The following is a 19,495-nucleotide window of genomic DNA, read 5'->3' on the forward strand; positions in this document are numbered from 1 at the left end:
ACTAATTTAAATGACAAGGTGAATACTCATGTACAAAATAATGATTGTTGAAGATGACCGCACAGTGAACACACTGATTGCTGAAGCCATCGAAAAATGGCAAATGGAACCGATTATCGTTGATGATTTTAATGATGTTGAAGAGCTCTTTTTAAAGACACAACCTCATTTGATTTTGATGGACATTAATCTTCCTGTATACGATGGCTTTTACTGGAACCAACGGATTCGCTTACACTCTAAAATCCCAATTATTTTTATTTCCTCACGTAATACCAACATGGATATGGTTATGGCGATGAATATGGGAGCTGATGATTACGTTTCTAAGCCTTTTTCAACTGACGTTTTAGTCGCTAAAATTAATGCGTTACTGCGTCGTACTTATAATTATAAAGATGATCATCAAGATATTATTTCCTTGCATAATGTTACTTTAAATTTATCAAACTCGACCGTTAAAGTGAATGACCAAGCGATTGATTTATCAAAAAATGAATATAAGCTACTGCAAGTTTTAATGAATCAAAGTGGTCAAATTGTTTCAAGAGACCATTTATTGCGTAGTCTTTGGGAAGATGAACGCTTTGTTGATGATAATACACTAACGGTTAATATTAATCGACTTCGTAAAAAAATTGAAGTGGCTGGTGCTAAAGACTTTATCAAGACTAAAGTTGGCCAGGGTTATTTGATCGAATAGTTAGGAGTAAGTTATGATCTTTCTTAAATTTCTAAGGGACCAACTACCTTTTCTAGGATTGTTTATTGCATTGATTGCCATTATGAACGTTGTCCTTTGGCTCGACCCTACCCAAAGTATTCACTGGTTTAATCTGCTTTATCTAGATGGCATTTGTTTATTGATTTTAGTCGGATTTACAATTGGTTCTTACTTAAAAAAGCGACCCTTTTTAATGGAGCTTTATTTTCGAACGCAATATCCTCATAAAAGCTATAATCAAACCCTCAAAACAGGTAAAAGTCAAAGTGAATTGATTTATCAAAAAGCATACAATACTTTAGTTGACTACGGTAAAGAAGAAAATTTAAAATTAATCAATCGACAAAATGACCAAACTGAATACGTTGATTCATGGGTTCATGAAATTAAAATCCCCCTAGCTGCCTTACAGCTTTTACAAGAAAACATTCAAACGCAAATTACGGATAATAAAAACCGACAAATCAAAACGGAAATTAGTCAAATTAGTCATTTGGTTGATCAAGTGCTTTATTACTCTCGTTTAGATAATTTTACGCAAGATTACCTCATCCAGCGTTACCGTCTGAAAAAAATTGTGAACCAAGTAGCATTAGAGAATATGACGACTTTTTTAGAAAAACATATTCAATTTGAACTTGAAGGCGAAGATACCCCTATTTTGACGGATCAAAAATGGTTAGCTTATATTTTGACACAATTATTTTCAAATGCTTTGAAGTACACGCCTGATAATGGTTCTATCAAAGCCAAAATTATTCAAGACCATAAAGTTACTATCTTACAAATTACCGATACGGGTGTTGGGATTCCAAAACAAGATATTTCCCGAATTTTTGACAAGGGATTCACGGGTGAAAACGGTCGTAAACAAGATAAAAAATCAACAGGTCTAGGTCTTTATCTTGCTCAAAAAATGGCTCAAAAATTAGGTCATGAGCTAACGGTCAGTTCTACCCCTGGTAAAGGAACCACCTTCTCTATTCAATTTCCTTTTTTATCTTATTATAATGATGAAAACCAAGATAATAATTTATCCTACAAAAAAAGAACAAAAGCTTAGGCTTTTGTTCTTTTATTTTTTAAGCTTTAAATTTTAAAGTCATGGCATTAATTGCAACAATAACTGTTGATAAGGACATTAAAACTGCCCCGACAGCTGGATTAAGCATAAAGCCAATTGGTGCTAGAATACCTGCAGCTAGTGGTAAGGCTAAGATATTATAACCTGCTCCCCACCAGAGGTTTTCTACCATCTTACGTTTAGTTAACTTCGTTAATTCAAATAAAGCTAGAACTTTATCCAGCGATTGACTAGTTAACACGACATCTGCTGCATCAATAGCAACGTCAGTCCCTGAACCAATAGCAACACCAATATCTGATGCAGCTAGCGTTGGAGCATCATTAATCCCATCACCAATCATCATAACACGGTGTCCTTTGTGATGTAATTGGTGGATATAGTCTAATTTATCTTGGGGCAACAATTGTGCCTGTACTTCTGTAATACCTAACTGATCAGCTACTTTTTGAGCAGTTAACGCATTATCACCTGTTAGCATAACGGGTGTAATATTTTGAGCTTTAAGTTTTTCAATAAATGATTTAGCTTCTGGTTTAATTTTGTCACCTGTAGCCACAACCGCTAACACTTCTTGGTCAGCAATTAAATAAGAAACCGTCAAACCTTGAGCGGCTAAACTTTGATAACTAGTTGCATCTACTGATAAGTTATGTTGATCTAGGTAAGATTTTGAAACGATCTGATACGTTTTGCCAGAAACACTTCCTGACAAGCCGACACCTTTAATAGCATTCACTTCTTCAGGTGCATCAAAATGAATTTGTTGATCAGTTGCAAATTTGACAATACTTTTGGCAACAGGATGACTGGATTGTGATTCTAAGGCTGCTGCAATAGCTAAAGCTTCTTCTTTAGAAATTTTTTGACTGAGACTTTCAAAATGAGCCACCTCAAACTTACCATCAGTTAAGGTTCCTGTTTTATCTAATGCAATATAATCAATTTGTGAAGTCAATTCAATCACGTCACGGTTTTTGATTAATAGACCATTAACCGCTGAAAGTGACGTAAATCGAGCCGTCACAAGTGGAATAGCCAGTCCTAAGGCATGTGGACATGCAATAACCAAGACAGTTACTAACACAAGAAATGCATTGGCTACTGTGCCAAAGAACAACCAAGTAATAAAGGCAACTAAACCAACTAAAACTGCTGCATAAAATAGCCAACCAGCTACTTTATCAGCCAAGGTTTCAACTTTTGATTTGTTTTGTTGAGCGTCCATGACTAATTGTTTAATTTTTGAAAGATAGCCACTGTTTCCAACACCAGTAACTTGAACCAAAATTGTTCCATCTTCATTAGTTGAACCACCAATAACGGTTTCACCAGCTTCTTTAGCAACGGCTTTAGATTCACCTGTTACTAAAAATTCATTAACTTGTGTATTTCCTTTGGTAATAACACCATCAGCTGGGATTGTTTCGCCGGCTTTAATCATAAGTGTTTGATTTTCTTTAACTTCAGATAATAACACTTCATGAGCATGGCCGTGTTCATCTACCAGTTGTGCTTTTTCAGGTAATAATTTTGATAAATTATCAAGGGCATTATTAGCCTGCATCGTCGCATTCATTTCAATCCAATGACCAGCAATCATAATGACGATTAGCGTTGCTAGTTCAAAGAAAAAGTTCATTGTATGTTGATGGAAGAATTCATTTGCAACAAAGGAATACAAACTATAAAAGTAAGCAACACTAATTCCCATTGCAACCAAAGTCATCATCGCAGGTGATCGATGTTTAATCTCATCTTTTGCACCGAGTAAGAATGGTGCCCCACCATAGAAATACAAAATAGTTGATAAAATTAATACTAACCATTGCGAACCCGGAAATTCAAATTGAAAAAATAAAGGAACATCCATCATTGGTGATAAGAAAACTACCGGAATAGCCAAAATTAACGAAATAATTAATTTTTGTTTCAAATTACCCATGTGCGCCATGCCATGGCCATGCATACTGTGGTCCATTCCACCATGATCATGATTCATGTGTGAATGATCCATGTGCATATGATTGTGGTCATGATTCATGTGATCACTATGATTCATAGTTGAATGATTACTGTGGTCCATATGTGAATGGTCCATATGATGTTGATGATTGTCGTGTTTTTGATTTTTCATCAAACTACCCCCTTCAAAATTTAACTTTCTAGCATAAGTATACCACTTAACTAACTTTTTGTAAGTATCAATTTAAATTTAGGCAAAAAAAAAGCACCAATATAACTATTGATACTAAAATAACCACTTGGCTATTAAAAATTATGTCTTAAACAAGACCTTCTTTTTTCATTGTTTCGTCAATTGCATCTAAAGCTGCAGAAGCATCGTCGCCATCAACACTGACAACAACATCTGACCCTTGTCCCACACCTAAAGACATAACACCCATGATTGATTTTAAATCAACGGTTTTGCCTTGGTATTCTAAGGTAGATTTTGAATCAAATTTACTAGCTGTCTGAACTAGTAATGTTGCTGGACGTGCATGAATCCCAGTTTCGGATGTAATGTGATAGTCGCGTTTTTCCATGTCTATCTATCTCCTTTTAAATAAAAATGGACTGAAGAAATTAAGTCTTCTCCTACAATTAAAGATTATCATTTTTTACCTTAAATAACAATAAGTATATTCCCATTGCAGACCCTTATCTTAACATTTTTAATTATTTTTTGTAAGTTAATTATAGTTTAGCACTTGAAATATGAGAGTGCTAAAAGTATAATGAACATATTCCTTTTGAAAGTCTCACTCGCTTTCAAATTTTTCAAAAGAAAGGTGTGAATGATATGGTTTGTCAAAACTGTCATCAAAATGATGCTACAATCCATCTTTATACAAGTGTTAATGGTAGTCGTAAAGAATTAAATCTTTGCCAAAACTGTTATCAACAAATGAAGAATCAACAAAACAATGCTGAATTTTTTAATTCAAAACAAGACGATAATAATGATAATATCTTTGGATTTTCTAACTTCGACGATTTATTCGCACAATTAAATCAAGGTAATCCAAATGCTAAACAACAACAAAGTAGTAATAAAGGTAACGGTGGTGATAACACCCTACTTGGTCAATTTGGTGTTAACTTAACTGATCAAGCTAGAAAAGGTAAAATCGATCCCGTTATCGGTCGTGATAAAGAAGTGGCTCGTGTCATTGAAGTCCTAAACCGTAGAACTAAGAATAATCCTGTTCTAATTGGTGAAGCAGGTGTTGGTAAAACAGCCGTTGTTGAAGGACTTGCCCAACAAATTGCTGATGGTGCCGTTCCTTCTAAATTACAAAATCGTAAAGTCGTTCGCTTGGATGTGGTTTCTCTTGTCCAAGGAACTAGTATGCGAGGTCAATTTGAACAACGTATGCAACAACTTATGAATGAACTTAAACAAGATCCAGATATCATCTTATTTATCGATGAAATCCATGAAATCGTGGGTGCCGGTAATGCTGATGGTGGTATGGACGCTGGTAACGTCTTAAAACCTGCTCTTGCTCGTGGTGAAATTCAATTAGTTGGGGCTACAACATTTAGTGAATACCGTACTATTGAAAAAGATGCTGCTTTAGCTCGCCGTTTCCAACCTATTCAAGTTAAAGAACCTAGCGTTGATGAAACTGTAAAAATTTTACATGGTCTTCAAAAGAAATATGAAGATTACCACCATGTTAAATACGATGAAAAAGCAATTACAGCAGCAGCTAATCTATCTAACCGCTACATTCAAGACCGCTTCTTACCAGACAAAGCGATTGATTTACTTGATGAAGCTGGTTCTCGTATGAACTTAACTATTCCAGCTGTAGATACTCATACGCTCAAAAAACGCATTGATGAAGCTGAAAAGTTAAAACAAGATGCACTTAAACAAGAAGATTACGAAAAAGCAGCTTACTACCGTGATCAAATTGAAAAATATCAAAAGATGAATGAAAGTAATTCTGAGGATCCTGACAAGATGCCTGTTATTTCTGAAAGAATCATTGAAAAAATTATTGAAGAAAAAACAAACATCCCTGTTGGCGATTTGAAAGAACAAGAACAATCTCAACTTATTCATCTAGCAGATGACCTGAAAGAACATGTTATTGGTCAAGACAAGGCCGTTTCTGAAGTTGCTCGTGCAATCCGCCGTAACCGTGTTGGTTTCAACAAGTCTGGTCGCCCTATTGGATCATTTATGTTTGTGGGTCCAACTGGTGTGGGTAAAACTGAACTAGCTAAACAACTAGCTAAACAATTATTCGGTACCAAAGACTCTATGATTCGTTTTGACATGTCTGAATATATGGAAAAACAAGCAGTTTCAAAATTAATCGGTTCTGCTCCGGGTTATGTTGGCTATGAAGAAGCTGGACAACTAACTGAAAAAGTTCGTCGTAACCCTTATAGCTTAATTTTACTAGATGAAATTGAAAAAGCTCATCCAGATGTTTTACACATGTTCTTACAAATCTTAGATGATGGTCGTCTAACTGATTCACAAGGACGTACGGTTTCATTTAAAGACACAATTATCATCATGACTTCTAATGCTGGACAAGCTGTTCAAGAAGCTAGCGTTGGTTTCAGTGCAACCATGAATGGCGAAAATCATTCAGTTGTTAACCGTCTAACTGATTACTTCCAACCTGAATTCTTAAACAGATTTGATGATATTGTTGAATTTAAACGTTTACCAAAAGAAAGTCTGATTAATATTGTCAGTCTAATGATTAATGATACTAATGACATGATTCAAGATAAGGGACTTTCTATTCATGTGACTGAACCTGCTAAAGAAAAATTAGTTGATTTAGGTTACAACCCTGCTATGGGTGCACGTCCATTACGTCGTGTTATTCAAGAAATGATTGAAGATAAAGTAGCTGATTACTACCTAGAACATCCGCAAGATAAACAACTTGAAGCACGTGTTGAAAACGATGAAATTAAAGTGACAAAAGCAAACTAATGATTAACTTAATAAAAATAGTAAACAGACAGACAAAAAGACACTAGCATAATTGCTAGTGTCTTTTTATATAATCTAAACTTCTTTTTCATTAAATCCTGCTTCAAGTTCAACATCAGGATACTTATCATGGAACCAACGCATTGCAAAATCATTTTCAAATAAGAACAATGGTTGGTCAAAACGGTCTTTAACTAATAAGTTACGTGAAGATGACATACTTGGATCAAGTTGTTCTGGTTTAATCCAACGAGCTGTTCTTGACCCAATTGGTGTCATCACAACTTCAGAGTTGTATTCATTCTTCATACGATATGAGAACACTTCAAATTGCAATTGACCCACTGCACCCAGAATATATTCATTAGTTTGATAGTTACGGTAAAGTTGGACCGCACCTTCTTGAACTAGTTGCTTCATTCCTTTATGGAATGATTTTTGCTTCATCACATTTTTTGAAGTGACTTGCATAAATAATTCAGGGGTAAATTCTGGTAGTTTTGGATATTCGATTTTGGCTTTACCCGAGTAAATACTGTCACCAATTTGGAAGTTACCTGTATCATATAACCCAACAATATCACCTGCAACAGAAGTTTCAACTTGTTCACGTTCACTTGACATGAATTCAGTTGCATTATTCAAGCGGATTTTTTGGCCAGTTCTTGCCAATGTGATATCCATTCCTTTGTGGAATTCACCTGACTTAATACGAACAAACGCAATACGGTCACGGTGAGCTGGATTCATATTAGCTTGGATTTTGAAAACAAATCCTGAAAATGTTTCATCACTCGCTGCAATTGTTTTTTCGCCATCATTAACTTCTGAACTTTCAGGAGCTGGTGCATATTGTAAGAATTGATTCAAGAAACTTTCCACACCAAAGTTTGTCAAAGCTGATCCAAAGAATACAGGTGTTTGTTGTCCTGCCAGTACTTTTTCTTCATCGAATTGGTTACCAGCTTCAAGTAGTAGCGAAACATCTTCCATTGTTTGCTGGTAAATTGATTCTTCTTTTAATGGATGGTTACCTTCTAGTTCGCCATCACTATCTAATTTTAAGAAGCGGTCTTGACCTTCTTCGGGACGATATAGTTCAATATGGTGTTCACCAATATCATAAAGTCCACGTAGTCCTTTACCCATCCCTATAGGCCAGTTCATTGGATACCCTTCAATATTCAGTAATTCCTCAAGCTCTGTAATCAAGTCAAGCGGTTCACGACCATCACGGTCAAGCTTATTAATAAAAGTAAAAATTGGAATACCACGTTGTTTAACAACTTTGAATAGCTTTTTGGTTTGAGGCTCAATACCTTTGGCAGAGTCAATTACCATCACAGCTGCATCAACAGCCATTAAAGTACGGTAAGTATCTTCAGAGAAATCCTCATGTCCTGGTGTATCTAAAATGTTAACGTGCTTCCCATCATAATCAAATTGTAAAACCGAACTCGTTACACTAATCCCACGTTGTTTTTCGATTTCCATCCAGTCACTCGTTGCAAAGTTCCCAGATTTTTTAGCTTTAACAGTACCAGCTTTACGAATAGCCCCACCTTGTAGTAAGAGTTGTTCCGTAATGGTTGTTTTCCCTGCATCGGGGTGAGAAATAATGGCAAAGGTTCTTCTTCTATCGACTTGCTGCTTTAAATTATCCAAATTTTTCATCCTTATCATATTCTTTATTACACACAAAGACATCGACCAAAGTCGATGTCAATTTTAATCATTATCTTCTTTATTAGTTGACTCGTCTTTTTCTAACAATTCTTTTGGAATATCTAGTGTTAGATTTTCTAAACGAGAGCCTTTAACTTTTCCAGTTGTCAACTTCATTCCATTGTCTAAAGTTACCTTGTGATGTTCACCATTAGATGGAATCATCCCAAGTTCTGTGATGACGTAACCGGCAATGGTATCCACATCATTAGCTTCAATATCAGTATCAAATTGTTCATTGAAATCATAAATCGGCATTTTACCCGCTAATACATATTGCGTATCAGACATCTTAGTAAACAATGTTTCTTGGCGATCGGTTTCATCATCAATGTCACCTACAATTTCTTCTAGTAAGTCTTCAATTGTGGCTAGTCCGACAACTCCACCGTATTCATCAAGTAAAATTGCCATTTGCATTTGTGTCTTTTGCATTTCAAGCAATAATTCGTCAATTGTAATCGTTTCTGGTACAAACATTGGTTCTGTCATTGCATCTTCAATCTTCAAGTTGTCAAATCCAACTTCTTTAGCCATTTTCAAAATGGTCTTTATATGAATAACACCAATAATTTTATCTTTGTCGTCTCGATAAACTGGAATTCTTGAAAAAGGTTGTTTCATAATGGCGTCTAAGTTAGCTTCAGTTCCATCATCAATATCAATCATAAATGAATCGGTTCTTGGCACCATCACTTCACGCGCCATCTTATCATTAAAAGAAATAATTCCTTCTAGCATATGGTATTCATCTAAACCAATAACACCATTTTTGCGTGAATTTTCAATCAATGTTTGCATTTCATCACGTGACATTCTTTCATCTTTTTGTGTAAAGTCAATAGGGACAACCTTCATTAGTAACCCTGTTGATGCAGAAATTAACCACACAAATGGTTTTAAAACAACTCCAAATACTTTAACAAACCCAATTGTTGCCTTACATACCGCTTCAGGTCTTGCAATCGCAATTTGTTTAGGAAATAGCTCCCCAAAAACTAACGATACGTAAGAAATAATAATGGTAATTAAAATAACTGAAATGTTGTTTCCCCAACTCAAGCCTCCAAATAAGGGCTCGATATACTGAACTAAACTATCAGCGGCTGTCGCTGATGAGAAGAATCCAGCAAAAGTAATTGCAACTTGAATCGTTGCAAGATAATCGGTTGATTCATTCATTACCGCCAATATTTTTTTAGCTGATCGACTACCTTCTTCTGCCTCAGTTTCGATTTTGTTTCGATTTACCGAAACAATAGCCATCTCTGCTGCCGCAAAAAAAGCGTTAATTATGGTTAAAACAACGATCAGGGCTAATTGGATTAATAACGAACTAAAACTCCCCGGGTCACCACTCATATTCAAACTTCACTCTCTTTCAAAATAAAAAAATTAATATTAATTTATATTATATCACATCATTAAAACACACAATGGTTTACCGTAAATAATTCCATTTACCTTTTTATCAAAAAAAGGTACGATAAAGTAAATTACGTTAAAGGATGGCGACATATGAAAAAATACCGTGTGTTTTTTGTCTTCTTGTTTCTATTACTCATACCTTACATCTGTAGTCTAGCTTTAATTGCGACTGCCTATAATGCTTTGGTTTTACATGCTGATGATCTTTTCAGAACACTAGTAGGTGCGATAACTGGTGGATTCATTTTATATGCCATGAAAGCAACAATCCAACGACCACTAGATTTAATCGGTGATCAAATTAGACAGCCGTTTTTAAAACAATTTGTCCGCTTTTTTAGTATTCAAAGACGTTTTAAATTCAAAATTGCTAATTTAATCTTAGACATTATCCTAAGTGGTATTGCTACTGTCTTAATACGTGTCTTGATTGATAAAAGTATTATCATGAATCAATTAGCAGGTTTCTTTTTGATTATCATGTTCTTTTCAACAGCTCTTGGTGCGTATGTTGAATACGACCACTTATCCGTTGACTCGCCTAGTCATTAACATTATCAATGACTTGGCCTAAGTAAACAGAAGTTTGCTTAGTTAGTCCTTGAGTGGCATCCCCAACGTATTGTTGTAAGAAGTAAGGATGTTCACTCAATCCAAGGTTAGCAGGTATTTCGATACCTGCTTTTTTTGCACTATCAAAAGCTTGTGTCAATTCAAAACTCAATGGTGTATGGAATTGATAGTCTGAAATTTCTTGACTCATTGTTGCTACTGTTGATTCAGGCAAATCATAACTCATTAAGCCTTTTGGCAATTCTGCTAACTCACCTTCATAAACAAGTCCTTGCCAGTACATATAGTTCTCTGGGCCAAACACAATTAAACTTGAACGGTTTTTAGGTAATTGGTTTGTTTCATCTAATTGGTTAAGTACTTGGCTATCTTCTAGCTCTTGAAATTGACTGTAAAAACTCCCATTTGCTTCAAGCATTGAAGGCATTGCGACTTTACCGATAAATTTTAGTTGTTTTTGTTGTTGTTTTTCCATTTTTAAAACTCCTTTTTAATTAGTTCTTTAAGGCACCCGTTTGATAATCAATGGTGTAACCTTCTTGAACATTGAAAATGTAAATATTAAATTGAATTTCTTTATCTTCAACGGATTCAGCACGCATCCACATACCACGAGCAACTTTTTCATCACCACGATAAACGGGTTGAACGTAGTACAAGATGTGATGACCAGTTGATCTTAAATATTGTGCCATTTTGTTTTCGTAGAAAGTCATCCCTGGATCATTTAATGAACGGGTTCCTGTCATCAAATTGTTTAAGTTATTATTTTGTCCTGTAAATTGGTAACCAATCAAGTGAGCACGATTGTATAACCAACCTTCTTTACCGTTGATTGTAATTCGCTTGTTAATGTAACCGGTTGGATTAACCGTCAACCGTTCTCTTTGTGCTGTTGGCATCAAAGATTTATGTAGCATAGCTGTTGCATAGGTTGCACGTTTTAAATTATCTAGTGGTGCATAATATTGAAACGGCTTTTGAGCAAGTTCTTCAGCTGTGAATCCTGGATTATTATTATCGACCGCAATAATCTGAGTTCCACTGTAAGATAGCTGTGCAAGTTCTTGTGCTTTTTGAGTCGTTGAAGCAGATTGTTGAGTTTGATATTGACTGTTTGCATTTTGTGACTCTGAACTGCTACTTTGCTGTGATGATTGTTTTGAACTACTTTGCTTATTTGATGATTGTAAGCTTGAATTTTGCTGGTTTTGTTGCGTTTGATTTTGGTTTTTGTCTTTATTTGTTCCAAAAAACGCAAAGAAAATAATCAGTGCAGCAACGATTACGGTTACCAGCACTTTTTGCTGATTTTGATTTTTCATAACGGCATCTAACATCCTATCTCATTTTATTTTTAACGCAAAAAAGGCACCGGCCGGGTGCCCTTAGCGACTATATCTTATTCTTTGAGTTACGTGACTTTTTATTGTTCTTTGGTACTAGTTCATGATAACGCTTATACCAAATATCCACATAGTCTTTTGAAAAAGGACCTTTTTGTTCATTAATCCAGTCAATCAGTTCATGCGTACTGTGTCGTAAAATACGGTCTATCTCTTCGGGATAGTGCCATTTTTCGGCGTGAGCGGCATACTCATCAACATCTAGTAAACGCTTTTCACCATCTGGAAAAATTTTGATATCCAGGTCATAATCTATATATTTTAGGGCTTCTTTATCTAAAACAAATGGACTAGCCAAATTACAATAATAAGCAACACCTGTATCACGAATCATTGCCACAATGTTAAACCAGTAATGCTTATGAAAATAAACCAAGGCTGGTTCACGAGTGACCCAACGCCGACCATCAGATTCGGTCACTAGCGTATGGTCATTACACCCAATAATTGAATGCTCGCTGGTTTTGAGTACCATTGTGTCTCGCCATGTTCGGTGAAAACTCCCATCATGTTTATAACTTTGAATTGCAATATAGTCACCTTCCTTAGGAAGCTGCATGTTCATCCCATCTTTCAAAGTTATTTTAACAGTTTAAGTATATCAAATAATAGCACAAATGACGACAGTTAATATTGAGCGAGTTCTTCCAAATCAATAACTTCTCCCGCTAAAAATTGATCAATTTCTGTAAAAGAAAACCCCTTGGTAACTAAAAATCGTTTAATTTTTTGATTGCGTTCAAATTCAGGATAACGACGAAATTTTTTATAAGCCTTAATTCCTTGGGTTGTTAATGCAATTAATTGATCATCTTCGCTACTCTCAACTTCAACACTCTGCATTAACTGCGTCATTAAATCGCCTGAAAAACCGCGAGCCATTAATTTCTGTCTTATTTTGGTCTCTAATTGTCGTTTTGAATACTTAGCTGTTTGTTTCACTAAACTTGAAATTGTCCGCAAAGCGACTTCTTCCCAATCTTCAAAACGTACTTCAGCTAATTGTTGCTCAGAAATTTCTGAATTAACCCCCTTTTGTTTGAGCTTTTGCATAATCTGATAAGGGCCATCTTTTTTAAGTCGTAAACTATCAACAATAAAAGCCTTCGCATAAGCGGCATCATCTAAATAACCCATTTCCTGTAGGCGAGTCACAACTTGTTGACTAACCTCTTCTGCATATTCTTTTTTAGCTAAATACTGCTTAATTTCTGTTATACTCCGCATTTTATAGCTCAAAAAATTAAGAGCTGCTTGCTCTGCTTTTGAATAAACTTGTGCTGATTGAATCGTTTCAACCTGTTCTTTGGTTAATACTTTATCTTTGGCTAATTCAAATTGAATTAAAACTTGTTCAGTTACAGAAAAAGCATAGCTTTCATCCAAAAAAATGTTATAATATCCAGGTCGTTTTTGTGTTGAGATTTTAGTAATGGTTGGCATGAGTGAGTATCCTTTCATTAACTTTAATCTGACAATATAAAAATAGTCTATTGTAGAAAAGAAAGTTTTAGGTGAATTATGAGAACAATTAAAAATAATAATACTTTAGTCGGTAAAGAAGCAATGATTACCATCAAACGTATGGGAATCAATGGTGAAGGGATTGGGTTTTACAAGAAAAAAATCATTTTTGTACCCCAAGCAATTACTGACGAAATCGTGATTGTAAAAATCACAGAAGAAAAACGTAATTACCTTCGTGGTGAATTAATTCGAGTAAAAGAAAAAAGTCCAAACCGTGTTGATTTTCCAAAAGGTGTTAACCCAGCTGTTGGTGGTCTTGAACTTGCCCACTTAAATTACGCAAGCCAATTGGATTTTAAACTTGATGTTTTTCGTCAAGCACTTGAAAAATACAGTCCTGAGGGTTACACCCAATATGACCTTAGACCCACAATTGGTTCTAAGCAAGAATGGCATTACCGTACCAAAGCCCAATATCAACTTGGTTTTGAAAAAGGAAAAGTGCTAGCTGGACTTTATCAAGCAAACTCACATGATTTAGTTGACTTGCCTGCAATGCCCACTCAAAGTGAATTATCACAAGATACTGTTCGAAAAATAGTGAAACTGATTGAAGAACTTTCGATTTTTATTTATAATCCTCGTAATAAAAAGCCCGGAATTAAGACACTAGCGGTAAGAAACTCATACGCTACTAAAGAAGTCCAAGTGACTTTCATTACATCACAAGCTCATATTAAAGGCCTTGATAAACTAGCTGATAAAGTGGCTAAACTGCCTAATGTGGTATCTGTTATGCAAAACATCAACGATCAAGATACTTCACTGGTTTGGGGTAAAGAAACAACCTTGTTAAAAGGAAAACGCACTATCACTGAAAAAATTAAAGATAAAGAATTTATCTTATCACCTCAAGCTTTCTTCCAGCTAAACCCACCACAAACAGAAGTATTATATGACCACGCACTTAAAGCTCTTGATCTAAATGAAGATGATGTGCTTGTTGATGCTTATAGTGGTGTTGGAACATTGGGTATTAGTGCTGCTGATAAAGTTAAGCGCGTCTATGGAATGGAAATCATCAAAGATGCCGTTAAAGATGCCAACTACAATGTTGAGTTAAATAACTTAGATAACGTGAGTTACCAAACAGGTAAGGCCGAAGCTATTTTACCACATATGGTTAAACGTGGAACCTTCTTTAACAGCTTGATTGTTGACCCTCCTCGTAGTGGATTATCACAAGATGTTTTACAGGCCATCTTAAAGGTAAAACCTCAAAAATTTGTTTACATCTCATGTAACGCTTCAACACTAGCTAAAGACCTCATCACATTAACTCGTGAATACAAAGTGGAATTCATTCAATCTATCGACATGTTCCCACAAACACCTAAAGTTGAAGCCGTTGTTAAATTAGTCAAAAAATAAGAAAAAGCTTTCAGAATTATCTGAAAGCTTTTTTATTTGGTTAAAATTTAACTTCGTTTTCTGGGTCTTGACCTTGTGAAAATTGATAAGCACTATCTAGTGATTGATGTACCATGTTATGAACAGCAATATCAGTATGGTAAGCAATATGTGGGGTTAAAATCACATTATCCATTGCTTTAAGTGTTTGATAATCAGGGTCTTGATTATCTTGACCTTGTGCCATTGCTTTGCCTAATTCATCTTCATTTTCAAAAGTATCTAAAGCAGCACCGGCTAAACGACCTTCTTTTAGGGCATTAATTAAAGCACGTGTTTCCACAATCATTCCTCTAGCATCATTAACTAAGTATGATCCAGGTTTCATTAAACTAATATTTTTTTCGTTGATAAGATGTTCAGTTGCTGGCATCCCTGGGATATGTAGAGTTAAAATATCCACTTGTTTCAATAAGTCATCTAAATTATCAACGTAATCAATATCTGGTTGATGGAAAGCAGGGTCATAAGCAATCACTTTAGCGCCCATACCTTGTAAGATGTCTACTACGCGTTTTCCAATGCGACCTGTCCCAACAACACCAACAGTTTGAGCGGAAAGTTCTTTTCCAACTAAAGCTACTGCTTCTTTCAATTGGCCGTCTTCAACATATTGAATAACTTTTCGAGTTTGTCTCAATAATTGCATCATACTTGAAACAGCAAATTCGGCAATGGCATTAGGTGAATAAGCAGGAACATTAGAAATGCGGATGTGATTGGCTTTAGCCGCTTCTTTATCAACATTATCAGTTCCAACGTTTCTCAATGATAAACTTTTGATTCCCATTTGACCCATTTTATCAAATACTTCTTTTGGATAGGCTTGGGTTTGTAAAGCAACAATGCCATCAGCACCTTGTGCTTGCTCAACAGTGTCTGCTGTTAATAGTTCAGCTGTTGTTTTAACTTGAACATTGTTTTGTTGACTCCAAGAAATGACGTATTCTTTTTCTTCTGGACGCATTCCGTAAAACATAAACATCATAATTAAGCTCCTTTAACTTTATACTGTCTCAAATGATCTTTGACTCCTGCAAAATAAACTTCTCCATCAGAAATGACTGCTTCGGGTGTTAATTCATAATCATCGGTTTTAACTTTACCGCATTCTGTATAAATCGCTTCATATTCGTCAATTGATAATTTTTGACGTGAAGCTAGAAAATCTTGCATATGATTAGTTGCTATTTCATTTTGATAACCAGCTACCAGACGACCCGCAAAAAATTCTGCAACAGAACCTGATCCATAACTATAAAATCCAATTAAGTCACCCGAATTTAAGTTACCCTGATGTAACAAGCTTACCAAACTTAGATATAATGAACCAGTATAAAGGTTACCAATTTGGCGACAATATTTTGAACTAGCCTCAAATTGAGCAGTTAACCGTGTTTTTGTTGCTTCGTCTTGGTTTTCAAGTGCTAGACGTTGGGCTTTGATTCCCATTTTGGTAAATGGCAAGTGGTACGTTAAGGCTGCAAAGTCCGTGACTTTTAACTGAGTTTGTTTGAGATAATCATCAAACGTATGTGTGAAAAACTCTAAATACTTTTCAGTTGAATATTTCCCATCTACAAAAGCCGTTTCACTGTAATTTGGACGCCAAAAATCATTAACATCGTCACTGTAAGAAGCTGACTCAGGTAAAAATTCAACGATGCGTGGCTTTTCACTAATTAACATTGCAACAGCACCAGCTCCTTGGGTCACTTCTCCCCCAGTATTTAAACCATAACGTGAAATATCTGAGGCAATAACTAGCGCTGTTTTTCCAGGGTGAGTCTTCACATAATCTTGCGCCATCATAACACCAGCTGTTGCGCCAAAGCACGCTTCTTTCACTTCAAAAGCACGAAGTTGATTAGGAAGATTTAAAATTGACTTAATGAATAAAGCAGAAGCCTTTGATTGGTCAATGCCACTTTCAGTTCCTACGACTAATAATCCAATTTGACTCACATCTACTTTTGATAAAAAAGTACGGGCTGCATTAGCACCCATTGAAACAATATCTGTTGTCGGATTAGGAACAGCCATTTGATTTTGCCCAATTCCAATTGTATATTTATTAGGATCGACTTGACGTCGTTTTGCTAACTCGGTTGTTTCAATATATTGTGCAGGTGTGTACACACCAATTTGGTCAATTCCAACTGTTGACATCTTAGTTCCTCATTTCATTTAATAATTGTTTCGCGTAATCTTGTTGATAGTTCTTTTCTTGTTGCATTTTGGTAATTAATTCAGGTAGTTGCGCTTCTGTAGCACCTAGATTAAGTAACATATTTTGCAGTTGCAATTTCATATGACCTTTTTGAATGCCATCAGTGACTAAAGCATATAATGCGGCTAAATTATTAGCCAAACCAACGCTTGCGATGATTTCGCTAAGTTGTTCTGCAGATGGATTGTGCATTAAGTCATAGTTATTCTTGATGAGTTTTCGACTGGTGATTGATCCCCCGACAACGCCAATTGGCATTGGAAGTGTAATTTCACCTATTAGTTGATTACCGCTAACTTGCCACTGGCTGAGTGTCGTATAGGAACCTGAAGCTCCTGCATGCATATGCACACTTGCTTCAACTGCTCTAAAATCATTCCCTGTTGCTAGCAAAACCGCATCAACGCCATTCATAATCCCTTTATTGTGTGTGACTGCTCGGTAAGAATTCATACTCGCAAATTGACTCATATGGGCGATTTTTTGAGCAATTTTTTCTCCAGAAATCTCATTTTTAGCTAGGGTTTCGAAATCGATACTAGCCTTAGCTGTCACAAATTGGGCAGGTGCATTACTTAAAATCGCAAACTCACTATCAAGATTAAATTGTGATTTAAGTCGCTGAGAATACGCTTCTAGTATTGCATTGACTTTATTTGCTCCCATTGCTTGGGCTGGATTAATTTTGAACCGAATTTCTAAAAAAGGCGCGGTTTCAGTCAGTACCTCAATTGTCTCAATGCCACCACCATAGTGACTTAAACTTGAAAACTGAGCCATTAAGTCTTGCTTAGCTTGGCTCAAATCGGCCGTTATCTGGTCAATTTGTTCAGAAGATACCGCCATCAAAACAACCTGACCAAAAATACCCGTTCGAAAACTTTCGGCAGTAATGCCATTTTTGGATAGTAATTTAGCACCATGATTAGCTGCTGCAACTACAGAAGGTTCTTCAGTTGACATTGGAACAGTGTACGATTGATTGTTGACGGTTATTGCCTTTAAAACACCTAATGGAAATGATAATTGACTAATCACGTTTTCACTAAAATGCGTTAGCTGTGTTAGTGACAGCTCAAACTGATTAGCATACTCATCACTTTGTTGCGGTGATATTAGTTGGTGGTTAACTAGCCATTTCCGACGTTCTGGTATACTTAATTTATAAAAAGGTTTCATTTATTTGACCTCCATTATTTTTCATAATCAAGGAGAAAAACTCATGCGTATTATTGACTTTTTGCAATTCATCCAAGACTTAGCCGCTTATTTTGATTTGTATTTTAAAAGTGGGGACACATTGATTGCCATCACTTCAATAGATTACAACCCAAAAACTTGCATTTTTTATACAAAAGAAGCAACTCATCAACCTCTTAAAAAATCTGAAATTGAAAAGTTGCTTATTCGTTTTGTTGATAAAAATGCAATTATTAAAGTTTGTGATTTAGACCAAAACGAACATATCATTTACGGTCTAAGAATCGACCGTAATCGTCTTGTATTAGTCTAGTCTTTCTTTTCTTCAGCTTCAAGTTCCTTAGCTAAATCTTTAATATATTGACGCAATTCATCTTTTGTTTCAGGATGTTGTAATCCATAAGAAATTGATGTATGTAAGTAACCGAATTTATTTCCCACATCAAATCGTTGACCTTCAAATACATGAGCAAAAACGCGTTGCGTTTTATTCATGGTATCAATAGCATCTGTTAATTGAATTTCGTTACCACGACCTGGTTTTTGATTTTCTAGTATTTGGAAAATCTCAGGTGTCAATAAGTAACGACCAATAATAGCAAGATCTGACGGTGCTTCTTCAACTTTTGGCTTTTCAACAAAAGATTTAACATTAAATAAACCTGGTCTTGATTGAGCATCAGGTTCAATTACACCATATTTGCTAACTTCTTCATGTGGCACTTTCATGACAGCAATTGTTGCAGCATGCGTTTCTTCATAGCAGTCAATTAATTGCTTAGTTAATGGTGTATGGTCAGTCATCAAGTCATCACCGAGTAAAACGACAAATGGTTCATCAGCAATGAATGATTTAGCACGATAAATTGCATCCCCTAACCCTTTTGGATGAGGTTGTCTTGTAAAGTAGATATTAACACCCAAAGTTGTAACATCTGTCACAACTTTTAAAAGATCTGTTTTGTGATCTTTTTCAAGGGTTAACTCTAACTCAGGAGCTGAGTCAAAGTGATCTTCGATTGGACGTTTTGTTTTACCCGTCACAATCAAAATATCTTCAATACCTGAAGCTTTCGCTTCTTCAACAATAAACTGAATAGTTGGTTTATCCACAATTGGCATCATTTCTTTGGCAATTGCTTTGGTTGCTGGTAGAAATCTTGTTCCTAAACCGGCAGCAGGAATAACCGCTTTTCTTACTTTTTTCATAAGATAC

General features: G+C 35.6%; 18 protein-coding genes. 6 read left to right on the top strand and 12 right to left on the bottom strand.

Annotated features, from left to right (window positions below; translation table 11 throughout):
• Positions 1-28 precede the first annotated feature (28 nt).
• A complete protein-coding gene (locus R4Y45_RS05680) occupies positions 29-703 on the top strand; it encodes a response regulator transcription factor (RefSeq protein WP_339970155.1) in 675 nt (224 codons plus the stop codon).
• A gap of 13 nt (positions 704-716) precedes the next feature.
• Positions 717-1,787 carry a sensor histidine kinase gene (locus tag R4Y45_RS05685; protein WP_339970157.1) on the top strand — a complete coding sequence of 357 codons (1,071 nt, stop codon included), beginning with the start codon at positions 717-719 and terminating at the stop codon, positions 1,785-1,787.
• A 19-nt stretch (positions 1,788-1,806) separates the two neighbouring features.
• On the opposite strand, the gene R4Y45_RS05690 is transcribed toward R4Y45_RS05685, so the two are convergent.
• Complete coding sequence (locus R4Y45_RS05690; RefSeq protein ID WP_339970159.1) at positions 1,807-3,945, bottom strand: copper-translocating P-type ATPase; 2,139 nt, start codon at positions 3,943-3,945, stop codon at positions 1,807-1,809.
• A gap of 148 nt (positions 3,946-4,093) precedes the next feature.
• Positions 4,094-4,357 (bottom strand): phosphocarrier protein HPr, encoded by a 264-nt coding sequence (locus tag R4Y45_RS05695; RefSeq protein ID WP_339970161.1) that lies wholly within the window; start codon positions 4,355-4,357, stop codon positions 4,094-4,096.
• 257 nt (positions 4,358-4,614) lie between these two features.
• Here R4Y45_RS05695 and R4Y45_RS05700 point away from each other — a divergent pair, with 257 nt between their 5' ends.
• Positions 4,615-6,780 (top strand): ATP-dependent Clp protease ATP-binding subunit, encoded by a 2,166-nt coding sequence (locus R4Y45_RS05700; protein WP_339970163.1) that lies wholly within the window; start codon positions 4,615-4,617, stop codon positions 6,778-6,780.
• A gap of 75 nt (positions 6,781-6,855) precedes the next feature.
• Here R4Y45_RS05700 and R4Y45_RS05705 read toward each other — a convergent pair whose 3' ends face one another.
• Positions 6,856-8,445, bottom strand: coding sequence for a peptide chain release factor 3 (locus R4Y45_RS05705; protein WP_339970165.1), 1,590 nt, complete (start codon positions 8,443-8,445; stop codon positions 6,856-6,858).
• Positions 8,446-8,508: 63 nt separating this feature from the next.
• Positions 8,509-9,867 carry a hemolysin family protein gene (locus R4Y45_RS05710; protein ID WP_339970167.1) on the bottom strand — a complete coding sequence of 453 codons (1,359 nt, stop codon included), beginning with the start codon at positions 9,865-9,867 and terminating at the stop codon, positions 8,509-8,511.
• A 156-nt stretch (positions 9,868-10,023) separates the two neighbouring features.
• Here R4Y45_RS05710 and R4Y45_RS05715 point away from each other — a divergent pair, with 156 nt between their 5' ends.
• Positions 10,024-10,485, top strand: a complete 462-nt coding sequence (locus R4Y45_RS05715; protein WP_339970169.1) for a hypothetical protein — start codon at positions 10,024-10,026, stop codon at positions 10,483-10,485.
• On the opposite strand, the gene R4Y45_RS05720 is transcribed toward R4Y45_RS05715, so the two are convergent.
• The 4 genes from R4Y45_RS05720 to recX all read right to left on the bottom strand — a co-directional run bounded on the left by R4Y45_RS05720 (position 10,475) and on the right by recX (position 13,373).
• A complete protein-coding gene (locus R4Y45_RS05720) occupies positions 10,475-10,981 on the bottom strand; it encodes a hypothetical protein (RefSeq protein ID WP_339970171.1) in 507 nt (168 codons plus the stop codon). The genes R4Y45_RS05715 and R4Y45_RS05720 overlap by 11 nt on opposite strands.
• 19 nt (positions 10,982-11,000) lie before the next feature.
• Positions 11,001-11,831 carry a DNA/RNA non-specific endonuclease gene (locus R4Y45_RS05725; RefSeq protein ID WP_339970173.1) on the bottom strand — a complete coding sequence of 277 codons (831 nt, stop codon included), beginning with the start codon at positions 11,829-11,831 and terminating at the stop codon, positions 11,001-11,003.
• 70 nt (positions 11,832-11,901) lie between these two features.
• The gene (gene ntdP / locus R4Y45_RS05730; protein WP_339970175.1) at positions 11,902-12,471 is read right to left on the bottom strand and encodes a nucleoside tri-diphosphate phosphatase; all 570 of its coding nucleotides are present in this window, start codon (positions 12,469-12,471) and stop codon (positions 11,902-11,904) included.
• A 68-nt stretch (positions 12,472-12,539) separates the two neighbouring features.
• Positions 12,540-13,373, bottom strand: coding sequence for a recombination regulator RecX (gene recX / locus R4Y45_RS05735; RefSeq protein WP_339970177.1), 834 nt, complete (start codon positions 13,371-13,373; stop codon positions 12,540-12,542).
• Between the two features lie 60 nt (positions 13,374-13,433).
• On the opposite strand from recX, the gene rlmD reads away from it, so the two are divergent.
• Positions 13,434-14,810, top strand: coding sequence for a 23S rRNA (uracil(1939)-C(5))-methyltransferase RlmD (gene rlmD / locus R4Y45_RS05740; protein ID WP_339970179.1), 1,377 nt, complete (start codon positions 13,434-13,436; stop codon positions 14,808-14,810).
• 40 nt (positions 14,811-14,850) lie between these two features.
• On the opposite strand, the gene R4Y45_RS05745 is transcribed toward rlmD, so the two are convergent.
• From R4Y45_RS05745 to R4Y45_RS05755, 3 genes are read right to left on the bottom strand one after another with little or no spacing between them, the layout of a single operon-like run.
• Complete coding sequence (locus tag R4Y45_RS05745; protein ID WP_339970181.1) at positions 14,851-15,837, bottom strand: D-2-hydroxyacid dehydrogenase; 987 nt, start codon at positions 15,835-15,837, stop codon at positions 14,851-14,853.
• Positions 15,838-15,839: 2 nt separating this feature from the next.
• Positions 15,840-17,018 carry a hydroxymethylglutaryl-CoA synthase gene (locus tag R4Y45_RS05750; RefSeq protein ID WP_339970183.1) on the bottom strand — a complete coding sequence of 393 codons (1,179 nt, stop codon included), beginning with the start codon at positions 17,016-17,018 and terminating at the stop codon, positions 15,840-15,842.
• Between the two features lies 1 nt (position 17,019).
• A complete protein-coding gene (locus R4Y45_RS05755) occupies positions 17,020-18,258 on the bottom strand; it encodes a hydroxymethylglutaryl-CoA reductase, degradative (protein ID WP_339970185.1) in 1,239 nt (412 codons plus the stop codon).
• Positions 18,259-18,301: 43 nt separating this feature from the next.
• Here R4Y45_RS05755 and R4Y45_RS05760 point away from each other — a divergent pair, with 43 nt between their 5' ends.
• Complete coding sequence (locus tag R4Y45_RS05760) at positions 18,302-18,592, top strand: hypothetical protein (protein WP_339970187.1); 291 nt, start codon at positions 18,302-18,304, stop codon at positions 18,590-18,592.
• On the opposite strand, the gene galU is transcribed toward R4Y45_RS05760, so the two are convergent.
• A complete protein-coding gene (gene galU, locus R4Y45_RS05765; RefSeq protein ID WP_339970189.1) occupies positions 18,589-19,488 on the bottom strand; it encodes a UTP--glucose-1-phosphate uridylyltransferase GalU in 900 nt (299 codons plus the stop codon). The genes R4Y45_RS05760 and galU overlap by 4 nt on opposite strands.
• Between the last annotated feature and the right edge of the window lie 7 nt (positions 19,489-19,495).

The sequence above is a fragment of the Holzapfeliella saturejae genome (assembly GCF_037546065.1).
In the GTDB taxonomy this organism is placed as follows: domain Bacteria; phylum Bacillota; class Bacilli; order Lactobacillales; family Lactobacillaceae; genus Holzapfeliella; species Holzapfeliella saturejae.